This window comes from Agrobacterium fabrum str. C58, from assembly GCF_000092025.1.
Classification (GTDB): Bacteria; Pseudomonadota; Alphaproteobacteria; order Rhizobiales; family Rhizobiaceae; genus Agrobacterium; species Agrobacterium fabrum.
The window spans coordinates 1,440,856-1,456,326 of record NC_003062.2 but is presented as its reverse complement, the minus strand read 5'-3'; the positions used below and the strand labels follow the sequence as shown (position 1 = coordinate 1,456,326).

Sequence of the window (15,471 nt, the reverse complement as noted above, 5' to 3'; positions counted from 1 at the left end):
TCCACGAAGACTAACTCACCAGTACCGTTAAACGTTCCTCCAGCCAATTCTGTAGCGATCAAAAATATCCAGAGATTTATGTTTATGTCGTGCCTATGCAACCAAACGCGGGCACAGATGTTTCTCGCCAGCCTCGATCGATTTCCCATTCCCTTCTGCATATTTTTCGGAGCATATTTCATGACGACTATCGGCGTTTCGGCACCGCATGGCGGCCTTCCTTCCGGTGGATTGCCGCGCAGCGGCGGCATCTCAGACCGCACGCTTTTTGCCCTTGCAGCGCTGAATTTTTTCCTCGCCGATGCCCGTGACGGCCTCGGGCCGTTTCTGGATGCATTTCTGGCGACACAGGGCTGGTCTTCGCTTTCGCTGGGCATGATCGCCACGGTCGGCGGCCTCGTCGGCCTGCTTGCGACGCCACTATGCGGTGCGCTGGTGGATGGCACGACGTGGAAGAGGATGCTGATTGCCATCCCCGTCGTTCTCGTGACCATCGGTGCGCTGATCACGCTGATTTTTCCGGATGCGTGGATCGTCTGGACCGGACAGATCATGACGGCTGTGGTCGGCGCCGTGGTCGGTCCTGCACTTGCCGGCCTCACACTCGGCCTGGTTGGCGAGCGCCTGTTTTCCAACCAGATTTCACGCAACGAATTCTGGAACCATGGCGGTAATTTCGCGTCGCTTTTCGCGACTTATGTGGTCGTCACCTTCTTCGGCATGAACGGGATCATCGGCCTGATGCTGCTGACCGCTGCCGGCGCCCTGGTCGCAACGGCGGCCATTGATCCTGCAAGGATAGACCACAAGGTTGCGCGTGGCCTTGCCGAAGACAAGGGAGAGCCCGGGCCATCCGGCATCAACGTGTTGCTGCACGAGCGAGGTCTGATCTTTCTCGCCATCATCCTGCTTGTCTTCCACTTCGGCAACGCGCCGATGGGCCGATTGATCGCGCAGGATTTCGCCATCGAACTGCAAACGCCCTTCCGCACCACAGCCATCATCACCGGTGTCGCACAGTTCGCCATGATTTTCGTCGCCGCCATGGCACCCTGGCTGATACGCCGTTTCGGTCTTTCGACCGTGTTTATCGTTGCGCTCGCCGCCCTGCCAATACGCGGTCTTCTCGCCTCGGCCTTTACGGATTTCTGGGTCATCTTTCCGGTACAGTTTCTTGACGGCGTTGGCGCCGGCCTGCTCGGCATCGTCACGCCCGTCGCGGTGGAAAGAATCCTGAAGGGCACCGGCCGTTTTAATGTCGGCCTTGCCAGCGTCATGATGGTCCAGGGCATTGGTGCATCACTCAGCAATGTCGTTGCAGGCTGGCTGGTGACGAAGGGCGGTTATTCGCTGTCGCATCTTGTCGGCGGCGGCATCGCGGCGATCGCCATCGGACTTTTCCTACTCTATCGCAACGAAATCGCGCCGAAACAGGATGATGATGGCGCTTCTCGATAGCGGCATGTTGAAGTGCGCAAACAAAAAGGAGGCCTGACGGCCTCCTGAAATCTTGTAGTCTGTCAGGCGTTCAGCCGACGAAAGCGCGTTCGATCACGAATTCGGCGGGCTTGTTGTTGGCGCCTTCATTAAGGCCGGCCTTTTCAAGCAACTCCTTGGTGTCCTTCAACATTGCCGAGGAACCGCAGATCATGCCGCGATCGATAGCGGGATCGAGTGCCGGCACACCGAGATCGGCAAACAGCTTGCCGTTTTCGATCAGCGTGGTGATGCGGCCCTTGAAGGGGTAATCCTCGCGGGTGACAGTCGCATAATGCTTGAGCTTGTCGCCGACGATCTCGTTCAGAAATTCGTGATTGCGGATTTCCTCAACCAGATCGAAACCGTATTTCAGCTCGGCGACGTCACGGCAGGTGTGGGTGAGGATGACCTCTTCGAACTTCTCATAAGTCTCGGGGTCGCGGATCAGGCTTGCGAAAGGCGCAATGCCTGTGCCGGTCGAGAACATGTAGAGCCGCCTGCCGGGTGTCAGGGCATCCAGAACCAGCGTGCCTGTCGGCTTCTTGCGCATCAGCACGGTATCGCCGGGCTTGATTGCCTGAAGACGCGAGGTCAGCGGGCCATCAGGAACCTTGATCGAGAAGAATTCCAGTTCCTCGTCCCAGGCCGGGCTGGCGATGGAATAAGCGCGATAGATCGGCTTTTCACCGACCATCAGGCCGATCATGGCGAACTCGCCGGAACGGAAACGGAAGCCGGCTGGACGCGTCATGCGGAAACGGAACAGGTGATCCGTATAGTGCTCCACCGACAAAACCGTCTCGGCGTAAACACCATCAGGTATCTTGATCGCGAAATCTTCCGTCTTGGCTGGCGCGTTCATTTCAGGTTCCGTCCATTCATTCGATAAGCGACATTCTTCGACCGGGCAATTATACCATTTTTGTCGCGGTTTGAAGGCATGAGAATATCAATACTGCCATGCGCGCAGAAAATATGCATCCAAAACTCATATTTCCGCACAACGCGTCATTGGGCCGCACGGCGACGCCAGCTATAGGCCTCACCACCGGTGGCGGGAAGGGCGGTCGGCTGGTAGTAGACCGTGATTTCCGGCAGGCGATTTTCGGAAAGGCGGCGGATTGCCGTCTCGTTCGTCACGGCAAAGCTGGTAAAACCGGTGCGCAGCATCAGCGGCACCTGATCGATCAAAACATCGCCGACCGCCCTCACCTCGCCCGCAAAACCAAGGCGGCTGCGCAAGAGCGAAGCGTGGCTGAAACCACGCCCGTCATTGAAGGCCGGAAAGCTTACGGCGACAAGGTCGATACGGTCGAGATAAGGCTCGAGCCTGTTAACGTCGTCAGCCGGCGAAATCAGCACGCCGAGGCCAATATCGTTGCTTTCGGCGGCGCGGACAAGGAAATCGGCAAGTGGAAGCACGGGCTTCTGCTCGCCCGTTGCCTTCACCTCTTCCGTTTCGATCACCCATGGATCGTTTTCCGCAAAGCCGTCGCGGGTCCAGATTTTCGTCATATCCATTTCCTCAGGCGGCTTCGGCGGCGGAACCGTAGAGCGCGTCCTTGAACGGCTGCGGTCCGACGCGGCGATAGGCTTCGAGGAAGGTTTCTTCCTTCGAAAGGCGCAAGCCCAGATAAGTGTCGACAATGGTTTCCACCGCGTCGGTCACTTTTTCCGGCTCGAAACCGCGGCCAATGATTTCACCAATCGAGGTGTTTTCATCACCCGATCCGCCAAGCGTGATCTGGTAGAGTTCGGCACCCTTCTTCTCCACGCCCAGAAGGCCGATATGGCCGACATGGTGGTGGCCGCAGGCGTTGATGCAGCCGGAAATCTTGATCTTCAGCTCGCCGATCTCGGCCTGACGTTCGGGCGCGCCGAAACGGGTGGAGATCTCCTGCGCCACCGGAATGGAGCGGGCATTGGCAAGCGCGCAATAGTCCAGCCCGGGACAGGCAATGATATCGGTGATCAGCCCGGCATTGGCAGTCGCCAGTCCCGCGCCCACGAGCGCACGATAGACCGGCTCGAGATCGGCCAGCGCCACATGCGGCAGGATGATGTTCTGCTCGTGACTGATGCGGATTTCGTCAAAGGCATATTCGGCGGCGATGTCGGCGACGAGTTCCATCTGCTCGTCGGTCGCGTCGCCCGGAATGCCGCCGATCGGCTTCAGCGAAATCGTCACCATGCCGTAGTCCGGGTGCTTGTGCGGCGCGACGTTCTGCTCGACAAAACGGGCAAAACCTTCATCCGCACGCTTCCAGCGCGCCAGGCTTTCCCAGCCTTCAGGGCGGTCTTTCAGCGCCGGCGGGGCGAAATAGGCGGTGATGGCGGCAATATCGGCATCCGGCAGCTTCAATTCGGTGTTTTTCAGCTCCGCGAATTCAACCTCGACCTGGCGGGCCAGTTCTTCTGCGCCGGTTTCATGTACGAGAATCTTGATGCGCGCCTTGTATTTGTTGTCGCGGCGGCCGTGCAGGTTATAAACGCGCATGACGGCCGTGGTATAGGACAGCAGGTCCTCTTCCGGCAGGAAGTCGCGAATCTTCTTGGCGATCATCGGCGTACGGCCCTGCCCGCCGCCGACGTAAACGGCAAAACCGATCTCACCCTTGTCGTTCTTTTTCAGATGCAGGCCGATATCGTGGACCTGAATGGCGGCGCGGTCGCGCTCGGCACCCGTCACCGCGATCTTGAACTTGCGCGGCAGGAACGAGAATTCCGGATGCACGGAAGACCATTGACGCAGGATTTCCGCATAGGGACGCGGATCGGCGACTTCGTCTGCGGCAGCACCCGCGAAATGATCGGCGGTCACGTTGCGAATGCAGTTACCCGACGTCTGCAGTGCGTGCATTTCCACGCTTGCCAGTTCAGAGAGGATATCCGGCGTGTCCGAGAGGCGCGGCCAGTTGTACTGGATGTTCTGGCGGGTGGTGAAATGGCCATAACCCCGGTCATATTTGCGGGCGATATGGGCAAGCATCCGCATCTGTTGCGAATTCAGCGTACCGTAGGGAATGGCGACGCGCAGCATGTAGGCGTGGAGCTGAAGATAGACACCATTCATCAGGCGCAGCGGCTTGAATGCGTCCTCGGCCAACTCGCCCGATAACCGGCGCTCGACCTGATCGCGAAACTGCGCCACGCGGCCTTCAACAAATGCGTGATCGAATTCGTCGTAACGGTACATATTCTTCCTCAGACTGCGATAAATGCTGCATCGGCCGGCTTGTAGCCGGTGGCATAGTGCATGGTGGGGCCGGCGGCGCGGATGCGCTCGCGAAGCCGCGTCGGCCAGAGCTTGCCGTTCTCTTCCACGACATCGACGACATTGACGTCAACGACCTTGTTGGCGGAAAAATCGCGCTTGCCAATTTCCTCGAACGAGGCCACCGCCTCCGCATGGCGAGCGACGATTGCATCCTGCAGATTCTCGGTCCATTCGCCATTGGCGTCAAGCCAGACGGCAATACCGTCGCTCAGGCGATTGGCGGTCAAAACCTTGTCAACCATTCACATACTCCCGTTTGAGGCTCGCCGGCTTGGCTGCAAGCGCAAGCGCCTCGGATCTGTCGAAATTAGCGCCCGCCACCGCATCGCCGATGATGACCATGACCGGGCCGATCAGTTCATCACGATATTCGAGGTCGGGCAAATCGTTTAATGTGCCGTGCAGCAGGCGGCGATCCGCGCGGCTGGCATTTTCGATGACGGCGACGGTGGTTTCGACGCCAAGTCCCGCATCAATCAGCCGCTTGGCCACCGAAGCGGCAACACTGCGGCCCATATAGACGGCAATGGTGGCCCCGGAGACGGCAAGTCGTGCCCAATCAGGCAGAACGTCGCCCATCAGGTCGTGACCAGTGGTGAAAATCAGCGAAGAGGCGACACCGCGCAGCGTCAGTGGTAATTCGAAATCCGCAGCCGCGGCAAAGGCGGAGGTGATGCCCGGCACGATTTCATAAGCGACACCAGCCTCGCGCAGCGCTGCCATTTCCTCGCCCGCGCGGCCGTAGACCAGCGGATCACCGGATTTGAGCCGCACGACTCGCTTTCCTTCCAGGCCTAGACGCACCAGCAGGCGGTTGATATCATTTTGCGACTTGCTGTGGCAGCCCTTGCGCTTGCCGACAGAGAGCCTTTCAGCATCGCGGCGGCCCATATCGACAATCGCCTGCGGCACCAGGGCGTCGTAGACGATCACGTCGGCTTCCATCAACACGCGCTGCGCGCGCAGCGTCAGCAGATCTTCTGCACCTGGACCGGCGCCAACAAGCCAGACGCGACCTTCGCTGCGTTCCGGCGATTGCAGCAGGCGATCTGCGGCATGACGGGCGGAAGAGGTATCACCGAGAGCAACGGCATCCGCAACCGCGCCCGAAAAGAACCGGCGCCAGAAATTGCGCCGCAACGCGCCCTTCGGCACGTTCTCCTCGGCCGCATCACGATATTGCACCGCAAGACGTGCGAGCTTGCCGAGCGACGGCGACAGCATCTGGTCGATACGCGCGCGGATCATCTGGGCAAGAACCGGCCCTGCCCCTTCCGTGCCAATGGCAATGGCAACTGGCGCGCGGGCAACGAGTGCAGGCGTGAAGAAGTCGCAGAATTCGGGCTGATCCACCGCATTGGCGGGGATTTTCTTCGTGCGCGCTACAGAGACGATTTCGCGATCCAGCGCTTCATCGCCTGTTGCGGCGAACACCAGGGTGGCGTCGTCAACCAACGGGCTGGCGAAGGCCAGAGCACGGTGATCGATACTGTTTTCGCTGATGTAACGCGCAAAATCCGCTTCCGGGTGATCGGCATAGGCAACGATATGCGCGTTGGTATTGGCGAGCAGCCTCACCTTCGCGAAGGCTTCATCGCCATTTCCGAAAACAGCGACCTGCCGTCCCTCGACCCGGAAGAAAGCGGGGAAGGTTGAAAGGCGGTCGCCAGCAGCAGAAAAATCATGTTCGTTGTGCATTGGACATATATCCCGCATCGCGGCACAAGATTGAAGAAACAGAAATTCAAGCCTCTTCGACACCTGGATTTTTATTTCTCGAACACCCCGGTTTTGGAGGAAAACAAACCGGCAAGGATTTTTCGAGCCTTGGCGGAGCTTTGGAATCCTTCGGAATCCCTTGACAAAGCGGGTGCCCGCGCCGAACAAGGAATGACAATCACCTGTCGATTTTCCCATGCGAAGACCGCTTTCCTCAAAGCGGAACGAAGGATCAGACCCTTGACCAGCCAGTCGCTCGCCGCCCGCCTCCTCGATGTTATCGAACACGAAATCCTGCCCCTGACGGCTCGCGGCGTCAGCCTCGGCAACAAGGTTTTCGGAGCGGCGATCCTGCGCAAATCAGATCTGTCGCTCGTCGTTGCCGAGACCAATAATGAGCTGGAGAATCCGCTCTGGCATGGTGAAGTGCATACGCTGAAGCGATTTTACGAGCTGGGCGAAAAGCCGAATACCAAGGACCTGATTTTCCTCTCCACCCACGAACCCTGCACCATGTGCATGTCGGCCATCACCTGGGCCGGCTTCGATAATTTCTATTCCTTCTTCAGCCACGAGGATTCGCGCGACGCTTTCGCGATCCCGCACGACCTGAAAATCCTCAAGGAAGTTTTCGGGCTGGAGCCGGGCGGATATCGCCGCAGCAACGCCTTCTGGAATTCTTTCTTCGTCGCCGATCTGGTGGAGAGCGAAGACGATCCGTTGAAAACCACGCTGAAGGCCCAGACGGCCCGCATCAAGGCCGCTTATGATGATCTCTCCACCACCTATCAATCATCCAAGAGCGACAACGATATTCCGCTGAATTAAGCATTTCCAGGGAAAACTGCGTAGCGGTTTTCCGCCCGGACAATGCGTAATATTAAAAATGAAGGTTTAGACACGATGGAAGCCTCGAAGGATATTTCCCGCCTGATCGAGATCATGGAAGCCCTGCGCCAGCCGGAAACCGGCTGCCCCTGGGATGTCGTGCAGACCTTCGAGACGATCAAGCCCTATACGATCGAAGAGGCCTACGAGGTTGCCGACGCGATCGAGCGCAAGGATATGGACGATCTTTGCGATGAGCTGGGCGATCTGCTGTTGCAGGTGGTTTTCCATGCCCGCATTGCCGAGGAACGGGGTGAATTCACCTTTGGTGATGTGGTGCACGCCGTCACCTCGAAGATGATCCGCCGCCATCCGCATGTCTTCGACGTCTCCGATGCCGACACGCCTGACAGCGTCAAGCTGCAATGGGACCAGATCAAGGCCGAGGAGAAGCGTGAAAGGGCAGAGCGCCGTGCACGCCGGGGCATCACCGAAGATTTCAAGGCAGGGTTTCTGGGCGGCGTGCAGCGTAGCCAGCCGGCTCTGACCGAGGCGCTCAAGTTGCAGGAACAGGCTGCGCGCGTCGGTTTTGACTGGTCGGACCCGGCTCCCATCCTCGACAAGATCGAGGAGGAAATCGCCGAACTTCGCGAGGCGCTGGCGGAGGGAAAGCCGGAGAAAGTCTCTGACGAACTCGGCGATCTGATTTTTGCGCTGGTCAATATCGGCCGCCACGTTAAAGCCGATCCGGAAGATGCGCTACGTGGCACCAATACGAAATTCCGCAGGCGTTTCAATCACATCGAGACGTCGCTCAGCGACAATGGCGAGACGTTGAAAGAGGCGAGCCTCGAGAGGATGGAAGATTTGTGGCAGGCGGCGAAACGGATCGAGCGTTCGCTTGATACGGTTTCTTCCTGACCACTCGGGACATGCATCAAAAGCAGGAGCGCTCAGCGCTTCGAGGATTGTGTGTAGATGCGAAGGCCCTACTCCGTCATGCTCGGGCCTGTCCCGGGCATCTGCTGCCTATCGATTTTGAATACCGTAGCGGATCCTCGGGACAAGCCCGAGGATGACGTCGCATCTGACGGAATTTGTACCTTCAAGAAGCGCTCAGCGTTCCCAGTCTTCCCGCTCGCGACCAGCCGTCTTTCCAAGCTTCCGTTCGAGTTCCACAGCCTGCGCTTCCGACAGGCGCACATCCAGCGCAACCGATCCGTCTTCGTGATCTTCACGATTGTCGACGATGGAATTGCTGTAGACCCAGGAGATCAGCGGCAATTGCTCGACAGAAAGCACCACGGTCGTTTCCGTCAGCACACCGGACAGGCGTTTTGAAATCTCTTCCATCAGGGCATCGACGCCCTCGCCCGTGATGGCCGAAACGGCGCGGATATCTGAGCGGCCTTCGGCGCGCTGCATGATGGCGTCGTGTGCTTCGGGCTCCAGACGGTCGACCTTGTTCCAGACCTCGATGATGCGCTTTTCGGCTTCCTTCTCGTCAATGCCGAGGTCGCCAAGAATGCGCAGCACATCAGCAGACTGGGCGGCATTGTCCGGATCGGACATGTCACGCACGTGCAGAACAAGATCGGCTTCCAGCACCTCTTCCAGCGTTGCGCGGAAAGCGGCGACGAGATGCGTCGGCAGGTCGGAAATAAAGCCCACCGTATCCGACAGGATGACGGTTCGGCCATGCGGCAGTTTCATACGGCGCAGGGTCGGGTCGAGTGTAGCGAACAGCATGTCTTCGGCCAGAACACCCGCACCCGTGATGCGGTTGAACAGCGTGGATTTGCCAGCATTGGTATAGCCAACAAGTGCCACGATCGGATGCGGCACTTTGCGGCGCTTGGCGCGGTGAAGCTGGCGGGTGCGCACCACCTGCTCCAGCTCCTTCTCGAGCTTGACGATGCGATCCTGCAGCAATCGTCTGTCGGCCTCGATCTGGGTTTCACCCGGGCCACCCATGAAGCCTGCACCACCGCGCTGGCGTTCAAGGTGGGTCCAGCTTCTGACGAGGCGGCCCTTCTGGTAGTTCAGATGCGCAAGATCGACCTGCAGCGTGCCTTCCTTGGTGGAGGCGCGGCGGCCGAAGATTTCAAGGATCAGACCGGTGCGGTCGATAACCTTGGCGTTCCACTGCTTTTCGAGATTGCGCTGCTGCACCGGGGTGAGCGGATGATCGACAATCACCAGGCCGGAATTGGTTTCATCCAAGAGATGACCGATTTCCTCGATCTTGCCGGTTCCGAACAGGGTTGCGGGACGCGGCTGGTTGACGGGAACGACGAGCCCCTGGGTCACCTCGAGATCGATGGCAAGCGCCAGACCCTTCGCTTCCTCAAGCTTGGCTTCGACGGAACGGCCGGGAGCAGCCGGGGCTGATGCCGCGTCACGATTTTCGCGCTGCTGCTTGAGGAAGGGTACAAGAACGACCGCGCGCATGTCGTCGCGGCGTTTTTCCTGCTCCGGAATGATCGATTCGCTCGAGGTGTCGCGTGTTGAAATGGGTTCGGCCTTATCCAGAAAGAATGTAAAGAATGTTACGGCCGACCGCATCCGCGCGGGCGGCCATGGAGATTAACCTGACGGAACCGGAAATGTTCCGATTCAGGTCAGTCTCTGTCGAAGATACCGTTAAAGGAGCCTGATCAGGCAGCGCCTTCTTCGCTCTCGAACATCTGCATCGGCTGGCCGGGCATGATGGTGGAGATTGCATGCTTGTAGACCAGCTGCGAGTGACCATCGCGACGCAGAAGCACGCAGAAATTGTCGAAGGAGGTAACAACGCCCGTCAGCTTGACGCCGTTGATCAGGAAAATCGTGAGCGAAATCTTCTGCTTACGAACGGTATTGAGGAAGAGATCCTGAAGGTTTTGAGAACGTTCCGCCATGGCGCCGCTTCTTTCTTTATTGCCGGCAGGGATACCGGAAAATAATCAATCAATAATAAGCCGGCCGAGTCTTGTCCCCCGCTTGGCCGACCTCAAACTCTGGTATCAAATCATGTTCCGTTCCGCAACGGCGAAAACAGCCAAATGAGTACGAGTATTGACCCGCTTTTTCGATTCGGGACAGTCAAAAATATTGTATCGAAACACGGAAAAGTTGTTCCACGTCCCGCACGGCATCGGCGGAAGCAAACAGCACGACGCGATCCTTCGCCTTGATCTTCGTGCTGCCATCCGGACGGATCACCACACCGTCGCGATAGATCGCGCCAATGCGCACGCCGTCGGGCATATCGATATCACGGAAAGACTGGCCGACCAGCGGCGATGTTTCAAGCGCTTCCGCCTCGATTACCTCAGCCGAACCGCGCTGAACGGCATAAACCGAGCGGATACGGCCTTTGCGTACATGTTGCAGCACGCGGGAGATCGTGACCGCCCGGGGGTTGATATAGGCATCGAGTCCGAGCGAGCGGGCGACATCATGGAAAGAGGTACTGTTCAGCAGCGCCAGGTTCGATTTGCAGCCGAGCTGCTTGGCGATGACGGCGGCCAGAATATTGGTCTGGTCGTTATTGGTGAGCGTGACGATCAGATCGGCATCCTGGATATCCGCCTGCATCAGAATTTTCTGGTCGAGGGCCGAGCCATGCATGACGATGGTATGGCTCAGCTGTTCGGATGCGGCAATCGCCCTGTCGCGATCGGCCTCGATGATCTTCACCCGCGTTTTCGACTGCATTTCCTCGATTTTATGCGCGACGAAATGGCCGATATTACCGGCGCCTGCAATGACGATGCGCTGCGCCTCCTGCTCTTCATGGCCAAAGAGGCTCAAGGTGCGGCGTGCATGCTGGCGTTGACAGATGACATAGGCGAGGTCGCCCACGCGCAATTGCTCCGACGAATGCGCCACTTTGAGAATGCCGTCACGATAGACACCCACCACCGTGGCTATGAGGTCCGGAAACAGGCTCGAAAGCTGCTGCAGCGGCGTGTTGATAACGGGGCAATCTTCCATGCATTCGATGGCAAGCATGTAGATCGTATCTTCGGCAAAGCGCACCACATCGGTAGCACCCGGAAAGGCGATGCGCCGCAGCACCATCTTGCCGACTTCTACTTCCGGGGAAATCGTCACATCGATGGACATGTTCTCGCGGCTGAAGAGATCGGCATATTCCGGCTTCATATAGCTCTGGTCGCGGATACGGGCAATCTTGGTCGGCACGCTGAAGAGTGCGTGCGCCACTTCGCAGGCGACGATATTGATCTCGTCATGCAATGTCACCGCGATGATCATGTCGGCCTGATCCGCACCGGCCTTGGCCAGCATGTCGGGATGGGCGCCGTGGCCGACATAACCGCGCACATCCAGCGTCTCGGTAATGGCGGTAATCAGCGGCGCGGCCGTATCGATGACCGATACTTCGTTATCCTCCCGCGACAATTGTTCGGCGATGCCGTAACCCACCTGCCCTGCGCCGCAAATGATGACTTTCATGCTGTCTCTCTGACGGAATAATCGGTTGCGACGAGGTGCCTTGGTTCCTTATACGCCGAGAGATTTCAGTTTGCGATGCAGCGCCGACCGTTCCATGCCGACAAATTCCGCCGTGCGCGAAATATTGCCACCGAAGCGGTTGATCTGAGCCATCAGATAGTCCCGTTCGAACATTTCACGGGCTTCACGCAGCGGCAGGGTCATGATGTGCTGATCGCCCTGCGCAGAGATCTTCGGCAGCATGTCGCCAATATCGGAAGGCAGCATGTCGGCCGAGATCGGCGCTTCGCCACCTTCCGGACGGGCGAGAATCATCAGCCGCTCGATATTGTTGCGCAGCTGGCGGATATTGCCCGGCCAGTCATGCGTCTGGAGCACGGCCATGGCGTCATCACCGATCTTGCGCGGGCGGATGCCGGCCTGTTCGGAAATCTGCCGCATGAACATGTCGACGAGGAAAGGAATATCCTCGCGCCGTTCGGAGAGCGCCGGCACCTTCACCGGCACCACGGCGAGACGATGGTAGAGATCCTCCCGGAACTGGCCTTCAGCGATCAGGCTTTCGAGGTGATGGGCGGTGGAGGAAATGATCCGCACATCCACCTTCACCCGCTTGCCGCCGCCGACACGCTCGAACTGCTGATCGACCAGCACGCGCAGGATCTTGTTTTGTGTCTCGCGCGGCATTTCACCGACTTCATCGAGATAAAGTACGCCGCGATGGGCTTCTTCCAGAGCCCCTACCTTGCGTGGCTGTCCGGGCAAGCCTTCCGTGCCGAACAGCGCAATTTCCATACGGTCGGGGGTGATCGTTGCAGCGTTCAGCGCCACAAAAGGTCCGGTAGCGCGCGAGGATTTCTTGTGCACCATGCGCGCCACCAGTTCCTTGCCGGAACCGGAGGGGCCGAGGATCATGATGCGGCTATTGGTGGGGGCAACCCTGTCAATGGTCTGGCGAAGTTGCGAAACCGCGAGCGACGCGCCGACGAGTTCAACCGCATCACCGGTACGCTTCTTGAGTTCCTGGACCTCGCGCTTCAGCTTGGAATTTTCCAGCGCGCGTTCTGCAATCAGGATCAGACGATCGGCCTTGAACGGCTTTTCGATGAAATCGAAGGCCCCGCGCTTGATGGCGTTGACGGCGGTTTCGATATTGCCGTGACCGGAAATCATGACGACAGGAATTTCGGGGTGGCGGCTCTTGATCTCGTCCAGTAGTGCCAAACCGTCGAGCTTCGATCCCTGCATCCAGATGTCGAGAAAGATCAGACGCGGCACACGCTCGGAAATGGCGGCCAGCGCGCTGTCGCTGTCGAAGGCCATACGCGTCTCGTGGCCCTCATCGGACAGGATGCCCGCTACGATTTCGCGAATGTCCGCCTCGTCATCCACGACCAAAATATCAGACGCCATATGCTGCTTCCTTGTTATTTTCGCCGCCGACCGCCTCGATATAGGGCAGCAGCACTCGGATCATGGCGCCATGGCCATGGTCGAATTCGGCAGGGGCATCGTGAAGTTCCAGATACCCGCCATGTTCTTCAATGATCTTCTTGACGATGGCCAGACCAAGGCCCGTGCCCTTGTCCCGCATCGTCATATAGGGTTCGAGAATGCGATGACGGTTCTCGACGGGAAGGCCGCGGCCATTGTCGATAATGTCAGCCACGAAACGCGAATTGGCCTCATCAAAAGAGGCGCGCACCAGGATTTTACCCGGCCGCTTTTCGCCTTCCACCGCTTCGATCGCTTCCGTCGCATTCTTGATGAGATTGCCGAAGGCCTGTCCCAGCATGCGGGCATCGAACATGCCCTCCAGCGGGATATCGCCGAACTCCGTTGAGAATTTCGTGTCGGCGGCGCTGATTTCCCGGAGGAAGGCCGCGTCCTTGAGGATCGACCGCAGGTCCGACTTTTCCTTCGTCGGCTTTGGCATACGCGCAAAGGCCGAGAATTCATCCACCATGCGGCCGATATCACCGACCTGCCGGACAATGGTGTCCGTACACTGATCGAAGATGGCGCGATCGTTTTCGTCGATCTGCTTGCCGAAACGGCGCTTGATGCGCTCTGCGGAAAGCTGGATCGGCGTCAGCGGGTTCTTGATTTCATGGGCAATACGCCGTGCCACATCCGACCATGCGGTGGAGCGCTGGGCGATGACGAGATCGGTAATGTCGTCGAGGGTGATGACATAGCTGTCGCGGCCGTCGCGGGCATCCTCGCGGGTGACCTGCACATTCAGCGTGCGTTCCTTGCCCCGTCGCATGATATTGATCTGCTTGCGGAAGTTGCCGCGCGCCCAGGTGTTCGCCTCGGTCACGACCTGATCAATCTCAGGTGCGATCTCGGAAAGCTGCGCGCCGAGCAGCTGGTCGAAATTCAGCGCCAGGAATTCCTCGCCGGACGGGTTGACGATGGTGATCCTGCGGTTCTCATCAATGCCGATGACAGCGGCGGTCACACCCGACAGCACGGCTTCGATGAAGCGGCGGCGGTCGTCGATATCGTCCTTGGCCTCGATGATCTGCTCCTGCTGGCTGCGCAGTTCCGAGACCATCTTGTTGAAGGTACGCGACAGGCGCCCGACGTCGCCATCGACAGCGCGCACGGGAACCAGCACATGCATGTTGCCCGTGGCGACACTGTCGGCGGCGCTGATGAGAAGACGAATCGGGCGGACGATCCGGTCGGCCACCGCGATTGCCGTCCAGATGGCGACCAGAAGCACGATCAGCGCAAAACCGAGATAGAGGATCGCAAAGGCGATCTGCAGCGGCGCGCGGCCCGCCTCCATATTCTTGTATTCCGCACGGTTCTCTTCCATCAGCCGCATCGCGGTCATGACCTTCGGATCGACCGCACGCACCGTATAAAGGAAGGTGCCGCTGATGCCTTCGAGCTTGATGATGGCGCCAACAAGGTTGGTAATACCGGGCGGGATAAGGGTCGGTTGACCGGCGGCTGCTTTCTCGAGCGCGTCGTGCGGAATAGCGGGAAGCGGTTTTTCCGTCTTGATATCGGCCTGGGCAACCGCGTCGCCATCCTCCTGCACCAGAAACGCGCCGAGCAGGCCGCGGCCCTTGGCCTGACGCGTCATCAGATCGACGAAGCCGGTACGATCAAGATAAAAAAGTGCGCGATTGCGATCGAGGTCGGTGGCCATCGATAGGGTCTGGCCCTGAAGATAACCGGCGTTTTCCATCATATAGGCTTGAGCGATATTGCCCGACGACTCGACGATCGACTGGGTGCGGATCGAAAACCAGCGGTCGAGACCGACATTCAGCGTCAGACTGGCGAAGATGGCGACAAGGACAGCGGGCGTGATCGCGACGATGGAGAAAAGCACGACGATGCGAACATGCAGTCGTGCCGCCGCCCTGCCCTTTTTACGCGCCTTCAGCAGCCGGTTGATTTCGCGGCCGATAAGGAAGATCAGGCCGATCACCAAGATCGAATTGATCACCACCGAGGCGATGACGACATTGGTCGTCGGCGCAATCGGCGTCACGCCCATAAGCACGAAGAGGGTGATGATAGCACAGACAAGGGCAACGCCGGCGAGCACCAGCCCCGGCAGGGCAAATGACATCCTGCGATCGGCAACCACCATTCCCGCTGCCTCGTCGGCAACGTCGTGTTCGGCGGCGGGTTTCCGCATGCATTACTCCCAATTGCTGGCCAGCCAGCACCACAGTCCTGAA

The 15,471-nt window shown here is 58.7% G+C and carries 13 protein-coding genes; 3 read left to right on the top strand and 10 right to left on the bottom strand.

Going from position 1 to position 15,471, the window contains the following annotated elements; translation table 11 throughout:
* Positions 1-117: 117 nt before the first annotated feature.
* Entirely contained in the window at positions 118-1,458 is a 1,341-nt protein-coding gene (locus ATU_RS07190; protein WP_035256633.1) for an MFS transporter, read from the top strand.
* A 70-nt stretch (positions 1,459-1,528) separates the two neighbouring features.
* Here ATU_RS07190 and ATU_RS07185 read toward each other — a convergent pair whose 3' ends face one another.
* The 5 genes from ATU_RS07185 to cysG form a co-directional block, all read right to left on the bottom strand.
* The gene (locus ATU_RS07185; protein ID WP_010971635.1) at positions 1,529-2,341 is read right to left on the bottom strand and encodes a ferredoxin--NADP reductase; all 813 of its coding nucleotides are present in this window, start codon (positions 2,339-2,341) and stop codon (positions 1,529-1,531) included.
* A 146-nt stretch (positions 2,342-2,487) separates the two neighbouring features.
* The gene (locus tag ATU_RS07180) at positions 2,488-2,994 is read right to left on the bottom strand and encodes a DUF934 domain-containing protein (protein ID WP_010971634.1); all 507 of its coding nucleotides are present in this window, start codon (positions 2,992-2,994) and stop codon (positions 2,488-2,490) included.
* Between the two features lie 10 nt (positions 2,995-3,004).
* A complete protein-coding gene (locus tag ATU_RS07175; protein ID WP_006315345.1) occupies positions 3,005-4,675 on the bottom strand; it encodes a nitrite/sulfite reductase in 1,671 nt (556 codons plus the stop codon).
* An 8-nt stretch (positions 4,676-4,683) separates the two neighbouring features.
* Entirely contained in the window at positions 4,684-4,998 is a 315-nt protein-coding gene (locus tag ATU_RS07170; RefSeq protein WP_006315350.1) for a DUF2849 domain-containing protein, read from the bottom strand.
* Positions 4,991-6,454, bottom strand: a complete 1,464-nt coding sequence (cysG, locus tag ATU_RS07165) for a siroheme synthase CysG (protein ID WP_010971633.1) — start codon at positions 6,452-6,454, stop codon at positions 4,991-4,993. The genes ATU_RS07170 and cysG overlap by 8 nt, the downstream gene beginning before the upstream one ends.
* A 261-nt stretch (positions 6,455-6,715) precedes the next feature.
* Between cysG and ATU_RS07160 the strand changes: the two genes are divergently transcribed.
* Positions 6,716-7,303: a deaminase gene (locus ATU_RS07160; protein ID WP_010971632.1), complete on the top strand. Its 588-nt coding sequence runs from the start codon at positions 6,716-6,718 to the stop codon at positions 7,301-7,303.
* A 75-nt stretch (positions 7,304-7,378) separates the two neighbouring features.
* Entirely contained in the window at positions 7,379-8,224 is an 846-nt protein-coding gene (gene mazG, locus ATU_RS07155; protein WP_010971631.1) for a nucleoside triphosphate pyrophosphohydrolase, read from the top strand.
* Between the two features lie 195 nt (positions 8,225-8,419).
* Here the strand turns inward: mazG and hflX are convergent, their stop codons facing one another.
* The 5 genes from hflX to ATU_RS07130 all read right to left on the bottom strand — a co-directional run bounded on the left by hflX (position 8,420) and on the right by ATU_RS07130 (position 15,428).
* Positions 8,420-9,868, bottom strand: a complete 1,449-nt coding sequence (gene hflX / locus ATU_RS07150; RefSeq protein ID WP_169539077.1) for a GTPase HflX — start codon at positions 9,866-9,868, stop codon at positions 8,420-8,422.
* Positions 9,869-9,960: 92 nt separating this feature from the next.
* Positions 9,961-10,203 (bottom strand): RNA chaperone Hfq, encoded by a 243-nt coding sequence (gene hfq / locus ATU_RS07145; protein ID WP_003496145.1) that lies wholly within the window; start codon positions 10,201-10,203, stop codon positions 9,961-9,963.
* A gap of 184 nt (positions 10,204-10,387) precedes the next feature.
* Complete coding sequence (gene trkA, locus ATU_RS07140) at positions 10,388-11,764, bottom strand: Trk system potassium transporter TrkA (protein ID WP_010971629.1); 1,377 nt, start codon at positions 11,762-11,764, stop codon at positions 10,388-10,390.
* Positions 11,765-11,812: 48 nt separating this feature from the next.
* Positions 11,813-13,177 carry a nitrogen assimilation response regulator NtrX gene (gene ntrX, locus ATU_RS07135; protein WP_006315356.1) on the bottom strand — a complete coding sequence of 455 codons (1,365 nt, stop codon included), beginning with the start codon at positions 13,175-13,177 and terminating at the stop codon, positions 11,813-11,815.
* Entirely contained in the window at positions 13,167-15,428 is a 2,262-nt protein-coding gene (locus tag ATU_RS07130; RefSeq protein WP_010971628.1) for a sensor histidine kinase NtrY-like, read from the bottom strand. The genes ntrX and ATU_RS07130 overlap by 11 nt, the downstream gene beginning before the upstream one ends.
* Positions 15,429-15,471: the final 43 nt, after the last annotated feature.

Excerpts from the sequence above, each read along its gene's own strand:
- ATU_RS07190 (WP_035256633.1), top strand. The coding sequence starts at position 118 with ATGTTTCTCGCCAGCCTCGATCGATTTCCCATTCCCTTCTGCATATTT.
- ATU_RS07185 (WP_010971635.1), bottom strand. The coding sequence starts at position 2,341 with ATGAACGCGCCAGCCAAGACGGAAGATTTCGCGATCAAGATACCTGAT.
- ATU_RS07180 (WP_010971634.1), bottom strand. The coding sequence starts at position 2,994 with ATGACGAAAATCTGGACCCGCGACGGCTTTGCGGAAAACGATCCATGG.
- ATU_RS07175 (WP_006315345.1), bottom strand. The coding sequence starts at position 4,675 with ATGTACCGTTACGACGAATTCGATCACGCATTTGTTGAAGGCCGCGTG.
- ATU_RS07170 (WP_006315350.1), bottom strand. The coding sequence starts at position 4,998 with ATGGTTGACAAGGTTTTGACCGCCAATCGCCTGAGCGACGGTATTGCC.
- cysG (WP_010971633.1), bottom strand. The coding sequence starts at position 6,454 with ATGCACAACGAACATGATTTTTCTGCTGCTGGCGACCGCCTTTCAACC.
- mazG (WP_010971631.1), top strand. The coding sequence starts at position 7,379 with ATGGAAGCCTCGAAGGATATTTCCCGCCTGATCGAGATCATGGAAGCC.
- hflX (WP_169539077.1), bottom strand. The coding sequence starts at position 9,868 with ATGCGGTCGGCCGTAACATTCTTTACATTCTTTCTGGATAAGGCCGAA.
- hfq (WP_003496145.1), bottom strand. The coding sequence starts at position 10,203 with ATGGCGGAACGTTCTCAAAACCTTCAGGATCTCTTCCTCAATACCGTT.
- trkA (WP_010971629.1), bottom strand. The coding sequence starts at position 11,764 with ATGAAAGTCATCATTTGCGGCGCAGGGCAGGTGGGTTACGGCATCGCC.
- ntrX (WP_006315356.1), bottom strand. The coding sequence starts at position 13,177 with ATGGCGTCTGATATTTTGGTCGTGGATGACGAGGCGGACATTCGCGAA.
- ATU_RS07130 (WP_010971628.1), bottom strand. The coding sequence starts at position 15,428 with ATGCGGAAACCCGCCGCCGAACACGACGTTGCCGACGAGGCAGCGGGA.